The following is a 21257-nucleotide window of genomic DNA, read 5'->3' on the forward strand; positions in this document are numbered from 1 at the left end:
AGCAGCGGCTGCGTCGCTGGACGGCTGCGACGGTCTGAGTCGCTGTCCGCGTCCGGGATGCATGTTTAGGCCGGTTCGTCTTCCACGATCGCCTCGTCGGTGAGACTGGGTTGTCCCTCGAGTTGCCGGTTCACGATGGGCGAGGCAGAGAACTTCAGAACTGAGTAGTCGTCGACCGCGGACTGGCCGAAGTGGACCTTATGGCCCTTGTGTGCCTGGTGGTAGAAGCGGCCGAAGCCTGTCAGTACGACGGTCTCACCTTGGGCGACCGCGTCCATGAGCTCGCCGAAGATCTCTTCGTAGACGGAGGTGACCGTCTTGATCGGCCACCCGCTGCGCGCTGCGACGCGCGAGATGAACTCGCGCCTCGCGACGCGCCGGTGTGGGTCGGTCATCACCTGCGTCATGTTCAGGCCCTGCTCTCTGTTTCTGCGTAACGCTGGTTTTGTTGGGCTCGGTTGACCGGAAGAGGTCTCTTGAATGGTCAGCATCGGCTGGGGCGTTCGGTCCGGCTCGGCCGATTGGCCGTCAGAACTCGAAGCCTTCGTCCAGCGGGTGACGGAGGTCGCGGTCTTGGACGTCCACGGTCTCGATGTGAGTGATGGTTCGCCGGGTCTCCTTGGACTGGTCGCGTTCCTCCTGGGCGGCGACTTGGTGTGCTGCGCGCAGCCTGGCCTGGTTCTGCTCGCGGCCGACCTCGGACGCCGCCGCTATCGCGGACTTGATGAACTGTGCGGCGGCGGTGGGCGTCTTGTCCTGTTGCTGGTAATGCCGGGCTTGGTCCCACTTCGCCCGGTCGTCCGGTGTGACGAAGCCGAATCCGAGGGCGGTCTCGCTGGGGCGGGGGAGCCCATTGCCCTTGTGCTGGTTGCTCATAGCTTCAGTTCTCCATCTCAAAGCTGATAGTCACTGACTGCGGCAGTACAGGATCGGTGTGACCGGTCCGGCACGTCAGGCCTGGTATTCGTGCTCGGTCCCCGCTGATTGTGAGGTGCCGTTGGTGCGGGGCTCGCTGGTACTGGATGCGGTAGAGGAAGTGCTCTGCTGCTGCGACTGCCACCTGTCATAGGCCTCGGCTGGATCGTTGCCGACGTGAGCGATGAACTGTTGCCAGTTCTGCCCATACCGCTGCGCCCACTGTTGAGCGAACCCCGGAAACGCAGCGTCGACGGCCTCCAGCGCGTCGGCGTAGGCGTTGGAGTAGAGCAGCCGTTGATCCTTCTCGCTCACGCTGTCAGCGGCCATGGCCGCCTGCATGGTGCGTGATTGGAAGAGCCTGTCCGGCAGCGTGCCGGGCATCCCCTCCCCGTCGACCTTTTGCGCGCGGGCGACGCAGCCGAGCATGTAGCCGGCGAGGTCCTGGTTGAACGCTTCCATGTCGCCGCGGGCCGCCGCGTGCGACATGGTCATCGCCATGGTCTCGGACATCCGGTCGCGATGTTCGGCGTGCCCCATCTGGGGGCGAAGGGTGAACGCGCCGAGCACGCCCTGGCGGCTGACGGCGTCCTCGTACCGGGTTGGATCGACGGGCCATCCGGTGCAGTCCATGAAGTCACCGCGCCAGACCGTCTGCATCTGGTCGGTGCCGGCGATCCGCTCCTCGTGCGGGGGCGACATGTGCCATTGGCCGTGGGCGAACCCGTTGACCATCACCTGCACGCGCGGGTCCTCCCGGATGCGTTGTCCGAGGACGACACGCGAGGCCTCTGTGACTTCTTCGCGGCTGATGCCGTCCTCTTCGGCCTGCCGGTACAGCCTGGCGATCATCGTGGTGTAGCTCGCCATGATCGTCTCGGTGTCCGCGCCGGGCTGACGCAGGGCCGCGAACGCGTTCTCGGTCAGTGCCATCTCCGTCATTCCCGCCGAGCGTGGCGTGAACAGCTCGCGGTGGCCACGCTCACGAAACTTGAGGTCGGCGTAGCGTGTCTGCCACTTCTTGGACAGATAGCCGCTGGGATCAACGGAGTCAGTATCGGGTCGCGACCCTCTGCGTTCGGCCTCGTGGCCTGAGGCCAGTTGCTGTGCCCAGTTCATCTTCGACTCGGCCTTGGCGTCGATGCGCTGCTGGATCGCCGTCGAGACTGGTTCGAGGCGCTCTTTGACGATGTGGCGGAACGTCGGCGACATCAGGTACATCGCCGCCATCGTGGACATCACGCGCACGACCGACGCCGCGCTGACGCCCTCGTTCAATGGCCGCATGGCGGCCATCACCATTGTCTCGGCATGCACGCGGTGCATTGCGCTGAGCTTCTCGACGCGCTCGTCGTCGTTGAACCCTCGCACGAGAATCTTGGACGCGCGTAGCGATTCCATGTACTTGTTCCCGGCGTCGCGGACGTTCTCGCGCAGCAGCTTGAGCTGCTCGCGGTCCGTGAGGTCTGCGGTTGCGTTGGTCTGCTCGCGGTCGGCTTCGCGCCGGCGGGCCTGTTCCTCCTCGCGGCGGCGCTCCCGGGTACTGAAGAAGTCGCGGGTGCGGTCCCACCGGTCCTGCCAGCCGGAGCCGCCGGTTCCGTTCTGCCCGGAGGGATCGTCTTCCCACCACTCGGCGTCGATTGGCTCCTGCTGCTGGTCTCCGGTTCGCCAGTGCCGCCTTTGCGCCGGGTTGAAGACCAGTTCGCCGGTGATCGGGAGCGCCTTGCGGCCCCGGCTGTTTCGTTGCGCCATGGTGCTCAGCTCTCCATTTCGTAGCCGGCGCCGTCGGTGGGCGCGGCTGGTTCAGGGTCGATCAGCGGCAGGTAGGCAGGGGCCTGGCCACGGGCAGGCCGCGCAGCGGCTGCCACGGCGACGGCATGTGTCGAGCGGCGGTTGTCGCCTCGTGCCTGTGCGGCGCTGTGCTCGTCGGTGACGACGTCGCGTTTGACGAGGGCGTCCGCGATGGTTTGCGCGGTGGGTTCACTGTGCGACTCCGGGTCCGGGAGCAGGCCGTTGGCGAGCCGGCGGGATCGTCGGGTGGCCGCTGAGCAGAACTGTTCGTTCATCTCGCCGTCGAAGAGGTTCTCGTGCTTGCCGGCGGCGACGATCAGGTCCTCGAGGGTGCCGCCGTACGCCATCCGATCCATCAACGAGCCTTGCAGCGACGGATCGTCTTCCAGGTTGCGTACGAGCCCGGTCTTCGGGTCGGTGAGCGCCTGGGCCACCCGGTCGACGTATTCAGGGTTGACGGTGACGGCGAACCCGTCCTTGGCCCGGTAGAAGTCAACGAACTGCTCCACCCACTGCTCAGGTGTCGCCTGGAGCGGGACACCGTCCTCGAATTGCGCCCGCCACTTGCCTGGCCCGAGGTGTTCCAGAACGCGCCCGCGCCACAGATCGCGCCCCGGGCCCTGCAGCATCTCGTACTTGTGCCGGGCCTCGGCGGCGTCATGCTTGGCCTGCAGGACGGACTGCGTCACCGGGTAGGTGACCTCGAGGACGGCTTTCATGTCCTCATTGCGCAGCGCGCGGACGGCGCGCTGGCTGTACGAGCCACCGAGACCGGTGCCGTGGGCCTTGATCGCGGTGGCGAACATCGAGGCCTCCTGGTCGGTCCGATTGATGCCTGAGCGGCCGCTGTGGCCTCCGAGGTATCGGGCGTAGTCGGTCAGTTTCTGGAGGTTGCCTTTGGCGCCGGTGGTGACGCAGACGTCGCGCACGCTGTTCAGGTGGGACTGCAGGTCGGCGAACGACAGGGCCGTGCCGAACTCGCCCCGCTGGGCGCTGCGGTAGAAGCCGCTCAGCCGGACGGTCACGTCGTCTTGGCGCGCACGGGTCGTCTCCGGAGCTTCATCGGCTGCGCCCCAGCGAATGAGGTTCGCCGCGCCACTCAGGCTGTCCAGCTGTTGGCGCAGCTCGGGGTCCTTCGAGAGCGCCACCTGGGTGTCGAGGGAGACCTGCATGGCGAACGGGTGCGTGCCCTGCTCGCTCACGACACCGGTATCCAGGAGGTTCGCCGGCACCGACAGCTTCGCCATTGCCTCGGCCTTCGCCGCCCGGCTGTGCAGTTTCACCACGGCGACGGCGTCGCCGTCGAAATCGCCGTCGAAGCACTGGTCCATCACCGGGTTGATGGCCACGCCGGTGAGTCGCTGGTCGACCGCGACGCGCAGATAGCGCACGCCCGCGTCGCGCAGCACCGGGTCACGCCAGACGAGCGCGTGGTCACCCTCGATCAGGCCGAGCTGATCGGCCATGACCGGGCTGACAGCGATTTGGTCGATGTCGAGGCGGGGGTCTGCGGTCCATACGGCGGTCGCGGAGTCGGCGAGCCGGCTCGACATGAGGCCGGTCTTGAAGATGTTGTGTTTCCCGCTGAAGACTCGCTGCTCGAGGTCGGTGGTGATGGCCTCGAAGTTGCGCTGGGCACGGGCGGCGGCCTGGCTCATGGCGTCGACGAGTTCTTCGCGCTGGCCCTGGCCGAGGGACCCGGCGTTGAGTTTGTCTTGCAGCGCCCGGTAGCGGCAGGCCTGCTCGTGGATGTCGAGGTAGCGGTTGGTGTAGTCGTGGGTGACCACGCTGCCGTCGTCGAACTCCTGGCCCGAGCGCAGGTGCGAGGACAGCACCGGTACTTTCCAGGAGGTCCCGGAGGCCGCCTCGGTCTGTTCGCCGGTCAGGTAGCGCAGCGGGAACGGGATCTCGAGGTCGCCTCCCTTGTCGCCGATGAGCGCACCGAAAGATCGGCGCATCGCCACGACATGCAGCCCGCCGTTCGAGGTTCGCACCAGCTCAGGCATCGCGAACAGGCGACGCTCGGGCTGCTCATCGACCATGTCGTGGCCCGTCCTGCGGTCATTGTTGTCGCGACCGATCACGTGCAGCGTCCCGTCTGCTGCCATGGCGAGCCCCACGCTGAGCATGTACTCGCGCAGGTTTGCCTCGGCACCGGCGTTGTGGCCGTAGAACTCCTGCATGATCGCCGGGCAGTCCTGCGCACCGAGCGCCCAGGCCAGCTGAGAAGAGGCCTTGCGGCCCTTGCCTGCCAGCACCGATTCGTCGTCGTAGATCTTCGTCTTCTCGTCGACGGCCATGTGGGTGACGATGAACCGCATGCTGCCCAGGCTCCCCGCCCGCACACCACCGCCTGGCACCGTCAGATCCTTGGCCCCGGCGGCCATGAGCTCGCGCGCCGAGCCAGCATTACGCCGTGAGATCAGCGAGAACGGGCTCATCACCACGTGGAGGTCCGGGTTGGCGCGGAACCAGCCGACCTCTTGCTCGACGTGCTGCCGGCCGGCGTCTTCTGGGCGCATGCCGCGGTCGACGACCAGCGACACCACGCCCTTGTTGCCGTGAAGATCCGACAGTTTGTCGCCGACGACGAGGTCGCGTAGCTCATTACCCGCGCCGCGGATCTGGTTGGCCTGCGCGAACTCGCGGCTGATCACGATCGGGTCGTCTGCCGTCCAGCCGCCGAACGTCATCATGGCGGTCCCGGTGGCCGGCGTGATCTTCGATGACTGCATCAGCGTGGACGCGGTCATCTGCTGGCGGTCGAACGGGTCGTACTGGAGTGTTTCGAGCTCGGGGCGGTTCATCAGCGGGGCGCGCGCGCCGGACGTCGTTGCCGGGTCGCCGGGGATGATCCGTCCCTCGGGGCTCACCGTCGCGTCTTCGGTGAGGTAGCGCACGATGCCCTGGTTGGTCGCACCTCCGGTCATGACCGGGTCGAAGTAACCGGCGGGTGCCGCGACGCCGTTCTGGTCGGTGCCGGTGAGCACTGCCATGTTCCGGCCGCCGGTGAGCTTCCAGGGGTCGAAGTGGTTGTCGTCGGCGGGGTCGGACTCGCCCTTTCCCGCCTGGTGCTCCGCGTAGACGGTTGAGCCGCTCTTGATCTCGTTCGAGTAGCGGACCCGTTTGGCTTCGGTGGCCAGGATCGCTGCCGTCCAGGGGTCGAGCTGGCCGGAATCCTCGTCGCGGGCGCGATCGATGAAGTCGGTTGCGTGCTTGGTGCCGTACAGCTGTGTGTAGACGCGGTTGAGCGACGAACCCTCGCCGACCTCGCTGCGGCCGGACAGCAGATCGTTAGCGAGCTGGTACTCGATCCGGTCGATCATCGTCTGCTCGTAGCCCCGCAGCAGCGTCCGCTCCTCGACGCTTTTGGTCTCGCCCCGCACCTGGGGTGCGATGCGGGCCTCGTATCCGGGCACGATGAGGCCGTTGTCGCCGCTGATGAAGCCGGTGATGATCTCGCCGTGCCCGCCGACGTCGAAGACCTGCCCGATCTGGCCGGTGACGGCTGTCGTCGAGCCGTCACGCCTCATCTTCTCGGCGGTCCAGCGGATGACTCCTTGCTGGTCGATGAGAACCTCGCCCGGCTCTGCCGCGTTGCGCGCGAGGCTCGAACGGACGGTGTCACCGACGCGCCGCACGAACAGCGAACTGTGCGCATCCGCAGGGACGGCTGTCGTCTCGTCGAACCGTACGAGCCGATCCTTGAACCGGTCGGTCTGGAATCCGGAGCCGCGCATCTCGCCTGGGCCGGCTTCGATTCGGCGCAACGCCTGGGCGAGCTCGTCGAGGTTCGACCACTGGCCTTTCGGGCTGGTCATGTACTTGGCGACGCGCACCGGGTCGAAGCGTTGCTCGACGAATTCGCCGTCGACCAGGAGCGTCTCGGGTTCCCAGCTGCCGATGAGCTCGTCGGCGATCTCGTCGGCGTGTGCCCGGACCTTCTCCGCGGCGGTGCCGCCGTAGACGAGGTTGCCGAAGTCCGGTTCGATACCGGGCCCGGAGGACTGGAATTCGCCGATCATGCCGAGGCGCTCCTCGTACATCTGCTCCGTTGCGCCAGGGCGCAGGAGCTCGCCGCGATGCCCGGTGAGAACGTCCCAGTAGGAACGCTGAACGGTCGCGATCTCGGGGTCGCTGGAGTACTGCGGAGGCTCGAACTCGACCAGGTTCAGGCCGGCGGATCGCTGCTCCTCGAAAGCGGCGATGAGACTGTCCGCATCCAGCGAGGCCCGCAGGTTTTCCCGGGCGCTGTCCACGGCCTTCGAGAGGTACTGTTCGGCGGCTTCGGCATTGACGAAGAACTCGGGCAGGCTGCGGTCGTTTGCCTCACGGCGAAGCATCACTTTCGAGCCCTCGCGATGGCGCTGGCCAGCCGACCGGTAGTCCTTGACCACGAACATCGAGTCCTTGCCGACGTGGTAGCTGTCCTCGATCTCGACCGGTTCGGCGGCGCCCTGGCGGCCTCTGCGGGCGGTCTCGATGTGCGTCGATCCGTTCTGGCCGGCGAGCAGGTCGGGACGGTCCTGGCGTACCACCGCCCGGCCCTGCGCGAAGCGGAGCAGCTCGACGGCCTCGGCCGGAGTGGGGGAGTACAGCGCTGTCTTGCCCCGCTCGATCTTGTGGTTCGTCGAGTAGCGCACGACCATCCCGTTGTCGTAGATGCGGGCGCCGGCATAGTCCTCACGGGGCCGGGGCTCGGTGAGGCGGATTTCCATCCCGGTTCCGGAGACACGGGCCTTGATCTGACCTGGGTTCTGGTCCCGGCGTACCTCGTAGCCGAGTCCCTGGGCCTGTAGTTCCCGCAGCATCGCGACCGACCGCTCCACGGCGGCGGCAGACATGAACCGGTTGCGGTCCACTCTGCCGGTGCGAGGATCGCGGCCGCCGTCGAGAACCCACTGGCGCACCTGCTGGTAGTCGCGGACGCTCATCGAATCGCGTAGCGCGGTCAGCCCGGAGGCGTCCTCGTCGGTCATCGCCAGACCTGCCTCGGACAGACGGCCGCCGGAATCAGCGATCCACAACATTGCCTGCCCGTGCTCGGGACTCGCGGCCCGGTTCGTCTCGCCGCCCATGTCCCGTTCGATCGTCTCGTCCGGAAGATAGACCAGGGCAGTACCCGCGCCCTTGATCGTTGCCCGCTGCGACCACTCCGGGTCATACGGGCTGATCGGCAGGGCCGGCGCCGCGTTTACCGGGCCGGCCAGGCCTACCTCGCGCAGGAAGCGTGCCTGCAGCTGCTGCAGGAGCGGGTCTGTGACCGTGTGCTCGGTGAAGATCGGCCCGGAGCCCGGCACGGACTCCTGGATCGACGCGTCCAGCGCTGTCAGCAGGTCCTGCACGCCGAGCTGCGGGTCGGCAACAGACCTGCCCAGCGGGGCCAGCCGCTCGTCCGCGCGCAGCCTGATGGCCTTCGCCTGTGAGATCGGGATGACCTGGCGCGCTTTGTGTCGCGCCAGCCGGATCGCGTCGTAGACGACGTACTCGAAGAAGTACCGCCGCAGCCCATGTCCTGTCTTCATCGTTCATCGCCTCCGCGGGAGTGATCGGCACATAACCATTCTATAGAGAGTAGATCATTATTCCTGATAATTATTCAATAGTCACTGAAAAGCTGAGTCGGCCGCACCCACACCTCAAGGCAGGGCGGCGGCCGACGTGGACGGCGGAGGCTGGGTCCGGTTCAGCTGTCCAGCATCTCGACTGCCATCGCGCGGTCGAACGCGCCGCCGGCCAGGTGTTCCCAGGTCGGCAGGGAAGCCAGGAATCGGTAGAAGTCGGCTGCAATCTCCACCGTTGCCAGCGCCTGCAGGTCTTCCGCGTGCAACTCGCTGTCGAAGAAGACCCGCGAGTCTCCGCTGCTGGCCGCACTGTTGAGCTTGCTTGCAGCCTCGGCGAACGTCGACGAGCGCAGTGGCGTGATGTAGGTCCGCGACCCGTCGGCGCTGCGCAGCTCTCCGTCGCCGCCGACGGAGAAGTGGTCCCGGTCTTGCTGGAGCTCGACGAGCGCTGACTTGTACGCCTCGGTGAGCTGCCGGTCCAGGCTCTTGACTCGTGCAGTTCCGTCGGGTTTGACCAGCATGTCTTGGCTGATCGTCGCTTCGGCGTAGATGAGCCGGCGACGCGCGGCGGCGGCTGTCTCGCGCTGGGCGACCTCCGCGGCGAGCTCGACGTTGTCGACAACTTGGTCGTCGTCGTAGATCATCGCGACGTCGAGGTCATCGACGTCGACCTCGCGGACCGCATGCGGGTCGCGTCCTTGCTCGACGTTGACCTTCATCTGCACGATCTCCATGACCTCGTCGGAGTAGATGTCCGGATCGAGGCGCGCGATGTCGACGTCGGCGTAGCCGTAGCTCTCCTGGTAGACGTCCTTCGCGCTGCCGGAGTGGATCGCCTGCTTCATCCGCTTGTCGAGCATCTTGCGGAAGTCCGGCTGGTTCATCCGCACGTCGAAGTCCAACGCCGAGCTCAGCGTCGGGATCGTCTGGAGCGTGTAGGGGCGCCCGGGGTGGATGATCGCGTCCTCGAACAGCCGCCACGACATCGGCAGGCTTGTCTCGTTGCGATTCCAGACCGGAGGGTCGCCCGCGCGGAAGACGATCGAGTTGCGTTCGGGGATGAACGCCATGTCGTTGTACTTGATCAGCGGCTCCTCCTTGGTGTTCATCGTGTAGGAGACGCGGCCCTCGGTCTTGCCGCCCACGACCTTGTCCAGGTCCTGGCTGATCTGCTTGGAGTCGATGTAGGACTTGTGCGTGGTGCCGCTCATTTTCTCGAGCGTCTCGATCATCGAATCGTCGGTGGACTTGAGGAACACGATGTTGCTCGTGTTCCCCTGGACGATCTTGTCGACGCTTTCTCCGTAGACGTCACGCAGCTGCTGAAGGGTCTGCAGGATCAAGGTGAACTGCTGTTCCTGGCCCAGGCCGATGGAGAGCATCGTCTCGAAGCCCGCGATGCCGTTGCCGTCGGACTGCAGGTTGCCCAGCTCGTCGAGCATGAACCGCGTCTTGTACAGCGGTTTCTGGTTGCTCTTGGTCATGTAGGACTTGTCGAAGTTCAGATCGACCAGTTGTTTGATCAGGATCAAGATCAGCTTGGCGTACTTCATCAGGTGTGGCGGGGTCACCAGGAATACGGCCTTCGGGGCCTCGGAGTAGCGCACCATCGTCTGTGTGATCGCGCGTGCGTGCCCCCTGACCTTCTCGGGGGCACCGGATGCCGTGAGATCGAGCCGGTCTTGCGGATAGGTGGTGTCGGCCGGCTGGTACTCGGTGATCGCGCTGCCGTGCGTGGCGTTTGTGTGAACCGGCCGGAGCTCACGGATCACGCCGTTCTTGACGATCTTCTTGCCTGTGACGGGCTCGGCGACGTAGTGCCGGCCGTTGAGCGAGACCTGATAGTTCTTCTTGAAGTGGAAGTAGAAGGTACGCACCAGCATTTTCGACTGTGGGTTCACCAGTTCGAGCTTCAGCCAGGCTTCGTCGGTGGGGAACTTCCCCTTGAAGTAGTACCGGGCCCAGCCTTCACGCGAGACGATGTCGGCGTGGTCGAAGTCCTCGCCGAGAGGTTCGGCGAATCTCGGGTCGGCATAGGCCGACCACATGGCCTGCTGGCCGATGAGGTGGTCGCGCTTGAGGTAGTTCATGGAGAAGCGCACGCCCAGCCTGCGCGGGAACGACAGCCCGCCCAGGTCGGTGTTCTGCGAGGGTTTGCCCGAGGTGAGGGTCGAGATCGTGGGGTCGGTGAAGAAGCTCATGGCCGTGATCGCGATGCCGTACACCGACGCGAGCATCTTCTCGGCACCCGCCATCGCCCGCAGCGCGTTGTTGGCGTTGCCGATGAGCGTGCGCATGGTGTTGGTCGGCAATGCCTCGGTCGCGTTGAAGTAGAGCGTGAGCATGTCCTGGTCCGCCTTGCCCTCCCACAGGAACGCCTGGCGCTCGGCGTCGTCGCGGGCCGCTTCGAGGCCGGCCTCATCGTTCTCGAATCCGCCGGCCTTGACCTTCTTCTCCAGCTCGGCCTCAGGGTTCTTGAGCTTCTTGCTCGTGAGCTGGACGAAGAGCTGGTAGCAGTTGTAGAGGGTGACGTGCCCCCACATGTCGTCGAGGCGCCTTTCCAGCGTCTCGGGATCCATGCGCGTCGCCGCGGCATGCTCGCGCAGCTCGCGTTCCTCTTCGAGATAGAAGTCGATGAGGCCGTAGGCCGCGCGCTTGAAGGCGTTGTTCGCCGCGTTCGGCCAGACCGGGTCCTCGCCGCCGTCGACGGGGAAGAAGACATCGGCGATGTTCTCGACGTACAGGGCGCACTTGGTCGAGTCGCCCTCGCGTGCCGCGTCGGCCGCCATGCCCAGCGGGTTGTAGATGTCGGTCTTCATCGCGTTGATGAGGTTGAACTGCACCGGTTCGAAGCCGCGGGTCACGAACGGAACGTAGTTCTTCACGAGCAGCTCGCCCTTGGGGTCGTTGATGACCATGTTGGACGGGCGCTTCTCGCGCGACCACATGTCGAGCATCGGCTCGATGTAGGTCTGCCCCTTACCGGCCCGGGTGATCGCCAGCACCATCGTGTTCACCGGTGCGGTGTCCACGATGTACGCCCCGCCCGGGCGCTGGACCTCGTAGGCAGGAAACGACCAATCGTCGTTGATCAGGTCGGCGACCGTCTTGTAAGGCCCGAGCTTGCCGCGGTCCTTCCCGTCCCCGTTGTACGGGATCACCGTGGTGGCGTACTTCTTCCGCAGACACTTGTCGGCCGGCAGCCCGGAGGTGTCGAAGAGGTCGTCGCCGAACTGTTCATCGATGATCGGCAGCGAGTCGACGACCGGTTCGCCGTTGTCGTCGTCGATGGCCTCACCGGCGTAGTAGACGAGATGGCCGTCCTCGTCCACGACGTCCGCGGCGGCGCGACGCGACACCGCGATCATCTTGAGCCCCTTCTTCTGGAGCATCATGTGACTGATCATCGAGGAGACCTGGACACCCGAGTGCGCGCCGGCGTCGGGAAACCAGTCGAACTTGCGCTGGATCTCTTCGGGCACCGCGATGTGCTGGTCGTTCTCGTACTGGTTGATGTCGGAGGTGTCGCGCATCAGATTGGCGGCGTCGACCCGCTTCGAGACCCAGGCGGCCAGCACGACGCCGAGCACAAGCCCCGTCCCCAGCGAGACGAACAGCTTCAATCCGGACACGTCGGCCAGTTGAGCACCGAGATTCGTCGTCTTGGCAGGTTCGGTTCCCTGCTTCTTCGCGTCGTGCTGCTTGGCTGTGTACCACTGCGGCACAGGAACGTCAGCGAGGTCCGGATAGCACTTCCCTGTGGGCTGCCCGGCCTTGTCGAGCTGCTGGTAGCAGGGTTCGGCGGCGCCACCCTCGGCGGTGCGGGTCGACTTGATGTAGAACTTCTCACCCGGGCGGTCGCCATTCGCGGTGTTCGAGATCGTGCTTCCCAGCCCTAGGACGACCAAGGCGATCACCGAGTAGAGGACCCAGGTGATGACGGCGATGATCGCACCGGCAATGATCGCGCCCGCCATTCCGGGCGCTTTCGATCGCCTGGCCTGCAGCTGGCCCCGGTCGAGCTGTTGCCGGTCGTGCACGTCGCGATGTGACAGCGTCTGCCCGGAACCCCGGGCCGAGATCTTGTCCCAGCCGCTCGCCCTCGCCCGCGACGCCTTCCGCTTCCCTCGCGCCATTGGTGCGCTCCTCGTCCTCACTGTGTTGCCGGAAAAGTCGATAACGGCACCGGCGCGGGGACGATCCCCTGTACGCCGCTGGCCTCTTTCTGCGATCGGCTGCTGCCCTGCGATGCGCTCAGATCAGGGTCGCGCCGATGACGAACCCGCCCGCCAGCATGAGTAGTGCGAGCACGGCCGCCATCGCGATCAGTGCTGTGTTGGATCGCGACTGCATCAAGTTCGATCGCTCCAGATCGTTGATGTAGGCCTGGCGGTCTGCCTGCAGCTCATTGACCCGTGCGTCGTAGTGCTTGCCGAACGACTCGCTCATGTGGTCCATCTGCAGCAGCAGATCGCTGACCCGGTTCGTCTGCGACGTCGTCTTCTCGCTCTCCAGGTTGAGGCGGTGCTGCCACTCCTCGTCCCGGGCACGCAGGTGCTCGATCGTGGAGTGACGCGCGCGCTCGAACTCCTCCTCGGCCCGGCGTGACTGCTCCTCCTGCTCAGCACGCATCCGGGCGATCGCCCCGGCGTGCTCGCGCTCGAGCGAACCGACCCGGTCGACCGTGGCCTGCTCGGCGGCCAGCGCCTGCGCGCGGCTGATGTCGTTCTTGCGGTTCTCGTCGATGACCGACTGGATCTCGTCCGTCAGGCGAACCAGCAGCGCGCGCTCGGCAGCCAGAGCCTCGGCTTGGCGCTCGGCCAGCACTTCGAAGACCCGGGTCATGCCGATCGCCATCTTGCGTTCGGCGTCCTTGCGGCGAAGACCGAGGATCTCCTGGCGGGTGTAGTCGTAGTCGTTCTCGACCTTCGCCTCGATCGCCGTCACGGCATCGAGCTGCTCGCGCCGGATCCGTGGACTGTTCCGCTCTCGGTACTGCGCCTCGGCCTGGGCGGCCGCCTGCTGACCGACCCGGGCGATAGCGGCCTCGAATACGTCGGCGATCTCGGCCTGAGCCTGCCGGCCCTTCTCCTCCCTGGCAGCCAGCGCTTCGCGGTACTCGGCCCGCGCCCCGGCGGTCAGCCCCTGGTAGACGCTTCCCTCACGATCGATGGAGACCTCGCGGATCACCTGCTCTGCGTGCAGGCTCATGAGCGTGACGAACTGCGTTTGCAGCGTCGTTTGACCGTCGGCGTGCAACTGCGACAGTTGCGCGTTAGCCTGCCGAACCAGTTGCGCGAGCTGATCGCCGAGCCATGAGGTGGCAGCCTGTGGTGCCTCGATCTGAACGGTCAGCGCGCCGACGCCGAACGACGTCGTGAACTCGTCCAGCGTGACCTGCAGGTCAAGGTCCTCGCTGAGGAACCGTCGAGCCAGGCTTCCGCGCACCTGAAGCTGGTTCGCTACCGGCGCGGCCGGCAGCTGTTCTGTGGGCTGATCCAACCCTTCGCCGCTGGGCTCCGGATTGCCCGGTCCGATGACCCCGTCGGCCAGCTCGTCGGGGGAACCGTGCTCGTCGAAGGACGGCGAGTCGAGACCCTCGTCGTCGGTGAAGGCGGTCGAGAAGTCCAGATCGTCGTCCGGGTCGGTGCCGAATACCGGTTCCTGGTCGAACAGTGGGTCGCCGTCGTCGAAGGATCTCTCGTTCGGCTCCACCGCGACCTCAGCCAGCTCGGCGTCGGCGGCCGCTTCGGTGAGGCCGGCATCGATGTTCGCCTCGCCGCTGTGCCGCGCCCACATCTCGGCGCCGACCGCGTCCTTGAGATCGACCCGGCCCTGCGAGACTCCTTGCGCCTGAGCGAAGGTTGCTGGCGCCGCCAGGTCGACCTGGAGGCCCTGGCCGCCGCGCTGGTAGACCACCGCCCAGGTGTAGTCCGCAGTGGTGAGCAGCCCGTATTCGTCCATCCGCTCGAGCGTCCCGATCGTCGGAATGATCCCGAAGATCTGCTGGTCGAGCATGTCGCCGGTCGCTAGCGTGCGGATCGAATCGTTCTCGATCAGCTCGATGATGGAGCCCCTGGCCTCGTCACGGCCGTGACGCCTGCTCAGACCGCCGATGCTTTCTGCGGCAAGCACCAGGACCACCCATGCCGTCCCGCTGGGCAAACCGAAACGCTCGTTGCCGCGGAGCAACTCGACAGCCGCCGGGACGGCGGTCTCCCGGACCACCGACGACAGCAGCTCGTCCGGCTTCTTCTGCCGATCCTTCCTCCGCACGGCATGCTTGGGTCCTGTCAGGATGCTCACACCAATGGGTCCCTTCGATCTATAGCCCGATTTGCCTCGTCTACCAGGAGGTCGATGCAACACCATCCGAAGATACCATTCAATGATCATTTAATAGATCATTCGGAAAGGATTGTGGATAGTGGAGGGACTACCTCATCGCGGAGACCACGATGTGGCCGTCTGAGATCAGCATCGTTTTGTGATCGCTGGCCAGTTCGCCGTTGACGTCGACGCTGAGCCGGCGCTCGGTGGGGTGCTCGTTGACGAAGCGCGCTACTTCCGTGCTGACCTCGTCGGTGAGCTTCGCGACCGCTGTTCGAGCGCCGCCGGCGTCGGAGTCGGAGTCGCCCTTGTCGTCGACCAGGTACTGCAGGACTCGCTCGGACATGACGACTTGTGCGTTGTGCTTGACCCGGACCTCCTCAACCAGGCTCCACAGTTTGTTCTTCACGATCTTTCGTTGTGTCTCCAGCGAGAGCGGCTGGAACGGAACGATCGCGTCGATGCGGCCCAGGAGCTCGGGCGGAAAGCGATCGGCGCCCGCGGTGGTCGAGATCGACCGCCGGATCAGCTTGTCGTACTCGCTGAGCTTCTTGCCCGAGCCGGTGTCGTCCGGCTCGTACTGCGCGATGGTCGAGAAGATCTCGTTGCCCACGTTCGTGGTGAGCACGATGTAGGTGTTGAGGAACGACACCTCGCGGTTGTTGTCGTCCGACAGCCGGGCGTCGTCGAGTACCTGGAGCAGGACGCGCGTGACCATCGGCGAGGCCTTCTCGATCTCGTCGAACAGGAGCACGGCGTGTGACAGGTCCCAGACCCGCTTGGTGAGCTCGGAGCGGAAGAGCCCGAAAGAGTCGTCCGAGGCGAACTCGGTCATGTCGAACCGGATCAGGTGACGCTGATCGTCGCCGAACAGCAGCCTGGCCAGCTGTTTGGTCAGTTCGGTCTTGCCGACACCGGTGCTCCCGGCAAACAACATGGATGCCATGGGCCGTGATGGATCGTTCAGATCCGCAACGCACAGCTGCAGCCGCCGTGCAACGACCGACGTGGCATGGTCTTGGCTGTACACCTTCTCATCGAGTTGCTGCTTGATCAGGGCGCCGTCGACCCTGAATGCGACGTTGACGTTCAGCGACTCCATCAGTACGTCCGAGAGCAGGCGCTTGTCGATGGCCCGCTTCGTGTGCCGATGCCAGCCCACCATTGAATCGAGCACCAGGATGGACTTGCGCGGCTGCGAACTCGCCGGCATGTATCGCTGCGTGTACTCGTAGATCAGCCGGAAGAGATGGTCGCCGTGGAACTGATCGGCCACTCCGTAGCGCTCGGCCATGCCTTCGAGAATCTTCACCGTTGTCGCCTCGTCCGGTGGAGCGAGATTGATGCGCTGCAGCCGCTCCACGAGTGGCTGGTTCGGCGCAATGTGGCGGTGGAACTCCTCGTACGTCGTGGCAGCGATCACCCGGATTCCTCGGGCCCCTGAAGCGGCGAGCACAGGCTTGATCGCCTCGACCGCCGCATCCGACAACTGCACGATCTGATGGAACTCGTCGATGAACAGGACCAGTTCACGGTTCTCGTCGCGGGCAAAGCGTTCGGCCTCGTCGAAGAAGCCCTTGAGTGTCGAGGCCATCCGGTCGGAGTCGCCGGCCTCGGAGATCATTCGCGCCGGGTCGACTTCGAGGTAGAGCCGCTGTGTGTCGATCTGACTGACGCCCTGGACGAGCACGCTCTTTCCGGATCCAGCAGGAGCCAGCAGCAGAGCGTTGCACAGTTCGGCGCGCCTCATTGCCGCCAGCAACTGTGTCATCTCGTACCCGCGGCCCACGATCTCGCGCTCTGGCGGCTTCATAGGGCTGGACAGGCGGGCGAGCAGTGTGTAGCCCTCGTTCAGCCGGGAACCGTCGAACATGGCCTGCTTCCTCCGCTGCAGTCATGACACGGTCCTCGCACCACCTTGGTCGAGGCGTTGCGAGGACCGTATGAGCTCACCCCGGCTACCGGGGCCTGATGGTTGATCTGATCCCGATCAGCCCACCGCGAGCTCCTCGCCTCTCGCCGGCGTCGCGGCGTCCTCGAACAGCGGTACGTCACCGTGCTCCGCGGCGGCCTGCGCCTCGGTGACCGGCGTCTCAGCCTCCTGCTCAGCCGAGGTGCCTGCGGCCTTCTTGGCCGCCTTCATGGATGCGAACTGACCGTCCATCGTCTTGTCGTCGATCTTGAAGTCCGATCGGGTGAGCGACTTCGAGTTGAGAACGAGCCCGCCGCCCTTGGTTGACGGCATCACGTTCGCCTTGACCGCGTAGACGCGGCCGATCTCCTGGCCGTCCTTGTTCATGATCGGCTCCGAGTTGGGGCCGGCTGCGTCGACGATCTCGACGAACTGCCCCTTCGAATACGGCGCGCCGTTGTTGATGCGGTCCCCCTCGGTGCGCTGAGAGACCAGGTGCAGGTTCGTCTGCTCCGGTCCGCGCGGGTCGCGGTGGTCCACCATGACGTCGAGGAAGCGCGTCTTCCCGTCCTTCGTTGCGTTGTTGTTGTACGTCTTGGCCAGCAGGTTGACGCCGGTCATCGCGCCCTTGCCCTTGAGCAGTGCCATGATCTCTTCTCCCTGTTTCTGCCCGGCTCGACCACGAGTCGGTCTGGATCGGCAACATCCGCTGCGGGTACGAGACCCGGCCCGCGAATCGTCCACAGATTACTATCTAGATAATCATTAATGCAAGTAGAGAAGAGTATCTAATGATTATCTAATGGATGATGTCGCTGGCCGGACCTGCCTAGGTGTCGCGGTTCGCCTCGGATTCGTGGGGATCGGGGGAGTCGGGACCTGAAAGGGCGCCGGCCTCGAGGACGACCCGATCGATCTGGTGTTGGAGACGAATGACGAGGGCGGCGTCGAGTGCCGAGGTCGTCCGGCGGTGGGTGAGGTTCTGCTGGGTGCGCAGCTGTGCGAACCGGCTCGGGAGGGTGCTCTTGCCGGCAGAGTCCGTAGACCGTGCCAGTTGTGCGGCAAGTTCCGTCATGGCCGCGACGTCGTCGACCGGGAGGTCGGTGATCGCTCGTGCCTGCCCGGAGTCGTCCAGGTAGGCCATAGCCGCGATCAGGAGCCGCCGCCGCTGTGCAGCCGCGGTGGTGAATCCTGTCCGGGCCTGGGCGCCGATCGTGACGTCGGAGAAGAAGTCGTAGCCGAGGTGGTGCAGGTCGAGCGACCTGACTTCGTCGAAGTCGTAGTCCGCGCCTCGGGTGATCTCTACCCCGGGGGGCTCGTCGGCGGCGTTCAGGGTGACCAAGACCAGCCCTGATCCGTACAGCGAGGCGCGCAGCCCGTCCAGACGCTCGTCGTAGGACCGCTGCATCGTCAAGATCCGGTGGTCGAGGACGGTCCGGCCCGCGGTGCCCTCGGTGAGCAGACGCCCTCCGGGCTGTCCGTAGATTTCGCGGCCCAGTCGCTCTGCCTCTTGGGCGTCCCTCATCCGCTGTAACGAGGCATCTCTGCGCAGGCTCATCAGTGATAGGAGCCGTTGACCGTAGTCCGAGACTTGCCTGTGCTGCTCGTACCACGCGCTGGTGTCGCCGACGAACGGCAGGAAGTGCCGATACTTGGCGGTGAGCTTGCGGTGATATTCCTGCTCGAAGCGGTAGAAGTCGTACAGCGGGCGTGATTCCTCGGCCGCGACACCGACCGCCTGGGCCTTCTCCCATTGCCGGGCCAGATCCCGATAGGCCAAGGCGCGCTCTCGGTGGTGTTCAAGCCGGGAGTTGTAGCTGCGCAGCCGGAAGGCGAACGAGACGAGGTCGGTCTCCTCGGGACCGCTGTCAGGGGCGCGGTCGTGCGCCAGTGCGGTCAGCTGCTCGTAGTCCAGGCCCATGACGTCGAGCATGGGTGTGCGGATGCGCAGCTGATCGGCAGGAAGCGAGCGCACCAGTTGGTAGACGCCGTTGACCGCCTGCTCGAGGATCTGCGCGCGTCCGCGGCTCACCAGTTGTTGCCACTCACGTGTTGTGAGCGATTCGCTCGCGCGGCGCTGGTTGGCGTAGTCGACGATCCTTTCCATGGCTTGCGGCAGCGGGGAGCCGGGGCGCTCGAGCTGCTCGGTGACGAGCTCGGTGGCCAACTGGTTCGCCTTACGCATGCGGCGGTCGTTGCTGCCGGCACGCCAGAGCCGGTGGTCTTCTGGGAGGCACGCGATGAGGAACTGGGGGAGTGCGTCGTCGCGCATCCGTTCGTGTGCCCAGCGCTTGATGAAGGTAGTGACGTTGCGCCGCTCGTAGCCAACGGCGCTGGACAGGTGCGCCATCGTCTGTTTCTCGTCGAGCCAGGCGTCAACGCCGCGGCGGAGCCTGGATTTGTGCCGGTCCAGAAGCTTGCCCCGCTGAGTTCCGGACGGTGTGACCGTGCCGGTCCCGGCGTCGACCATGGCCAGATGGCAGTGCACGTGCTCGGTGTCGACCTGGATGACCCCGACGTAGCGCAGATCGTCGAAGCCGCTGTTGCCTGAGCTCATCCGTTCCAGCCCGTGCATGATCGCCAGACGCAGCTTCATCTGGTCGATGTGACCGCGGTAGTCCCCTCGTGCCTGGCAGTGGAAGTCCTGATCGACGATGCCGTGCTTTTTCAGGTAGGCCTCATCGAACGACAGGACCGTCTTGAGTACCGTGCGGCCGGCCTCGAAGTGGTCCTGGATGTCTCGACTGGCCGCGCGTAACTGTTCGTCGGACAAGGACACCGAGCTGTAGCCGAAGGCGACACCGCCGGCGCCCTGCGCCTGGCGCATGTCGTTCTTGGCCGCTTCGCGCGATATCGCGTGGTCGACGGCTGATGCCCGGGCCATGTACCGGACGATGAAGTCGTCGGTGCGCAGCCGCTGTACCGGTGCCAGCGACTCGGTCGCCTGCTCCCGCGCCATGTAGCGCTCGACGTAGCTGCCCGGCGTCGCACCCCGTGACCCCGAGCCGTCCGGATTCTTGATCGAGAACTCGTTGACGATCACTACGTCCTGCTTCAGGCCCATGCCCATCCCCTTGGTGATCTTGGCGGCCGCCATCCCGGCGACAAGCTCCTCGCCATCCGCCGCGCCGTTGTGCCGGCCCGATGTCAGACCTGGTGGTCCGGGACCGACCCTGCTTCGCCGGGGTCAAGGTCAGCAGCACGCAGCGTCACTTGGCGCCTCAGCTCGTCGAGGCGAGTCATGTCGGCGGGCGGTTCGGTGTGGACTGGCTCGATAGGCAGGTTCTCGGCTGTCTCGCCGTCCAGGTCGAGAGATGCGACCGGCTCGGGTCCCTCGTCGATGGCCGCCTTGGCGCTGGTCTCCTCGAGGGAGCCGGCGACCCTGGAGCGGTAGACGTTCTCGGGGGTGCCTGCTTCTTCCTCGCGCTCCAGGCGAAGCTGCGCCTGCTCGGCGTCCAGGGATGCAGCGACCGCCTGCATCCGCGTCGCCAGTGGGCTCGCGGTGTCGTTTTCTGCTCCGGGTCGCGCCAGGGTCGTGGGGGTGGGTGCTTGCCCGAAGTCGGCGTCGTCGAACAGCGACGTGAATGCGTCGGAGCGAGCGCTCACGCCAGTCTGGCTGACCACGTCCTGGTCGTGCCGCGAGTCGGCCGTCGTGCTGTGATCGGCGAAGTACTCCGTGATGTCGTAGCCGGAGGACTCCAGGTCGACGTCGAGGCTGCCGAGGCCGTGGACGCGGACGAAGACCACGGGCACGTCCGGGGCGCTCTCGGGCGTTGTGACGAGCGTTGTGTCTCCGGACGGAGCGAGCACGAGGGCATCGATGGTGGCGGGCAGCTCCCAGTCGATCCCGGTGACGTGCTCGGGGAGGTTGAATGCCGGGGAGAAGTAGCCCTTCTGGGCCAGTTGTACGAGTTGCTGGTCGTCGAACTCGTAGAACACGTCGACCGGTTCGCTGCCGCCGATCGGGAACGTCACCTCGTCGACGCCGTACGGCAACTGCTGATGAGGACGCACCGAGCGCAGTTCGCCGTGCAGGTGGAGGTATGGCCGGTAGTTTCTGTCCGGGCCGTGGTGCTTCAGCTCCATGGATTCGACGAGCACGGCAACATCCGCGTCGATCTTCTCCGTCCGTGTGGTCTCGACGCCGCGCTCGCGCAGTACGCGGTGCGCCCACACGTCGTTCATGGCAAGTCCTGCGATTCTCATGTCAGAAGCTCCTGTCGGCTCATCTCCGGTTCCTGGCCGGCTTCTTGCGGGTGGCCCGTCCGTCGCGGTGAGCGGTCTCGGTGTCGGCGACCTTCTCGGGTCTGCTGCGCCGGGTGTGCTTGAGGCTGGCGATCCGGCCGCTTCCGGCCCGCCACAGCCAGCGCATGAAAGCGATCTCTGCGACGGCGAGCGCGACGACGACGAACAGGAACGGCACGAGCCAGACTGCGATCGTCGCGCTGGCAGTGGGACTGCCGAGCGACGTGCCGGACCGTTGATGCAGGTACGCCCCGATCATCGGAATGACACTCACAGCCGTGACCATGACGAGCATGTAGTCGGCCAGGGTGGTGGCGAGCCGGATCACAGCCGTCCACACCAGTAACGGTGTGCCCGCCTTGACCCGGGCCGGCACTGCGGCGAATGCCGCTCTCGTGTGGCTCTTCGGGCGTTCGGTCTTGCCCTCTTCTCGCTGCTCCGGCTGGGCAACCGCCTGGGCGGGCCTGGAGATCGTCGTCATCTGTCTGATGTCCTTCGTC

General features: G+C 65.6%; 11 protein-coding genes. All 11 read right to left on the bottom strand.

Going from position 1 to position 21257, the window contains the following annotated elements:
- Positions 1-65: 65 nt before the first annotated feature.
- On the bottom strand, positions 66-491 hold the full coding sequence (locus JOF29_RS01120; protein WP_245357395.1) for an HU family DNA-binding protein: 426 nt from the start codon (positions 489-491) through the stop codon (positions 66-68).
- A gap of 37 nt (positions 492-528) precedes the next feature.
- Positions 529-876 (bottom strand): hypothetical protein, encoded by a 348-nt coding sequence (locus JOF29_RS01125; protein WP_209692362.1) that lies wholly within the window; start codon positions 874-876, stop codon positions 529-531.
- 75 nt (positions 877-951) lie between these two features.
- Positions 952-2667 (bottom strand): hypothetical protein, encoded by a 1716-nt coding sequence (locus JOF29_RS01130; RefSeq protein WP_209692363.1) that lies wholly within the window; start codon positions 2665-2667, stop codon positions 952-954.
- Between the two features lie 5 nt (positions 2668-2672).
- Entirely contained in the window at positions 2673-8231 is a 5559-nt protein-coding gene (locus tag JOF29_RS01135; protein ID WP_209692364.1) for a hypothetical protein, read from the bottom strand.
- A gap of 161 nt (positions 8232-8392) precedes the next feature.
- A complete protein-coding gene (locus JOF29_RS01140; protein ID WP_209692365.1) occupies positions 8393-12406 on the bottom strand; it encodes a type IV secretory system conjugative DNA transfer family protein in 4014 nt (1337 codons plus the stop codon).
- Between the two features lie 118 nt (positions 12407-12524).
- On the bottom strand, positions 12525-14666 hold the full coding sequence (locus JOF29_RS01145) for a coiled-coil domain-containing protein (RefSeq protein WP_209692366.1): 2142 nt from the start codon (positions 14664-14666) through the stop codon (positions 12525-12527).
- 40 nt (positions 14667-14706) lie between these two features.
- A complete protein-coding gene (locus JOF29_RS01150; RefSeq protein WP_209692367.1) occupies positions 14707-16473 on the bottom strand; it encodes an AAA family ATPase in 1767 nt (588 codons plus the stop codon).
- Between the two features lie 117 nt (positions 16474-16590).
- On the bottom strand, positions 16591-17160 hold the full coding sequence (locus tag JOF29_RS01155; protein WP_209692368.1) for a hypothetical protein: 570 nt from the start codon (positions 17158-17160) through the stop codon (positions 16591-16593).
- Positions 17161-17341: 181 nt separating this feature from the next.
- A complete protein-coding gene (gene mobL, locus JOF29_RS01160) occupies positions 17342-19609 on the bottom strand; it encodes a relaxase MobL (protein ID WP_209692369.1) in 2268 nt (755 codons plus the stop codon).
- A gap of 50 nt (positions 19610-19659) precedes the next feature.
- On the bottom strand, positions 19660-20718 hold the full coding sequence (locus JOF29_RS01165) for a hypothetical protein (protein ID WP_209692370.1): 1059 nt from the start codon (positions 20716-20718) through the stop codon (positions 19660-19662).
- Positions 20719-20737: 19 nt separating this feature from the next.
- Positions 20738-21238 (bottom strand): hypothetical protein, encoded by a 501-nt coding sequence (locus JOF29_RS01170; RefSeq protein WP_209692371.1) that lies wholly within the window; start codon positions 21236-21238, stop codon positions 20738-20740.
- Positions 21239-21257: the final 19 nt, after the last annotated feature.

The organism is Kribbella aluminosa (genome assembly GCF_017876295.1).
In the GTDB taxonomy this organism is placed as follows: Bacteria; Actinomycetota; Actinomycetes; order Propionibacteriales; family Kribbellaceae; genus Kribbella; species Kribbella aluminosa.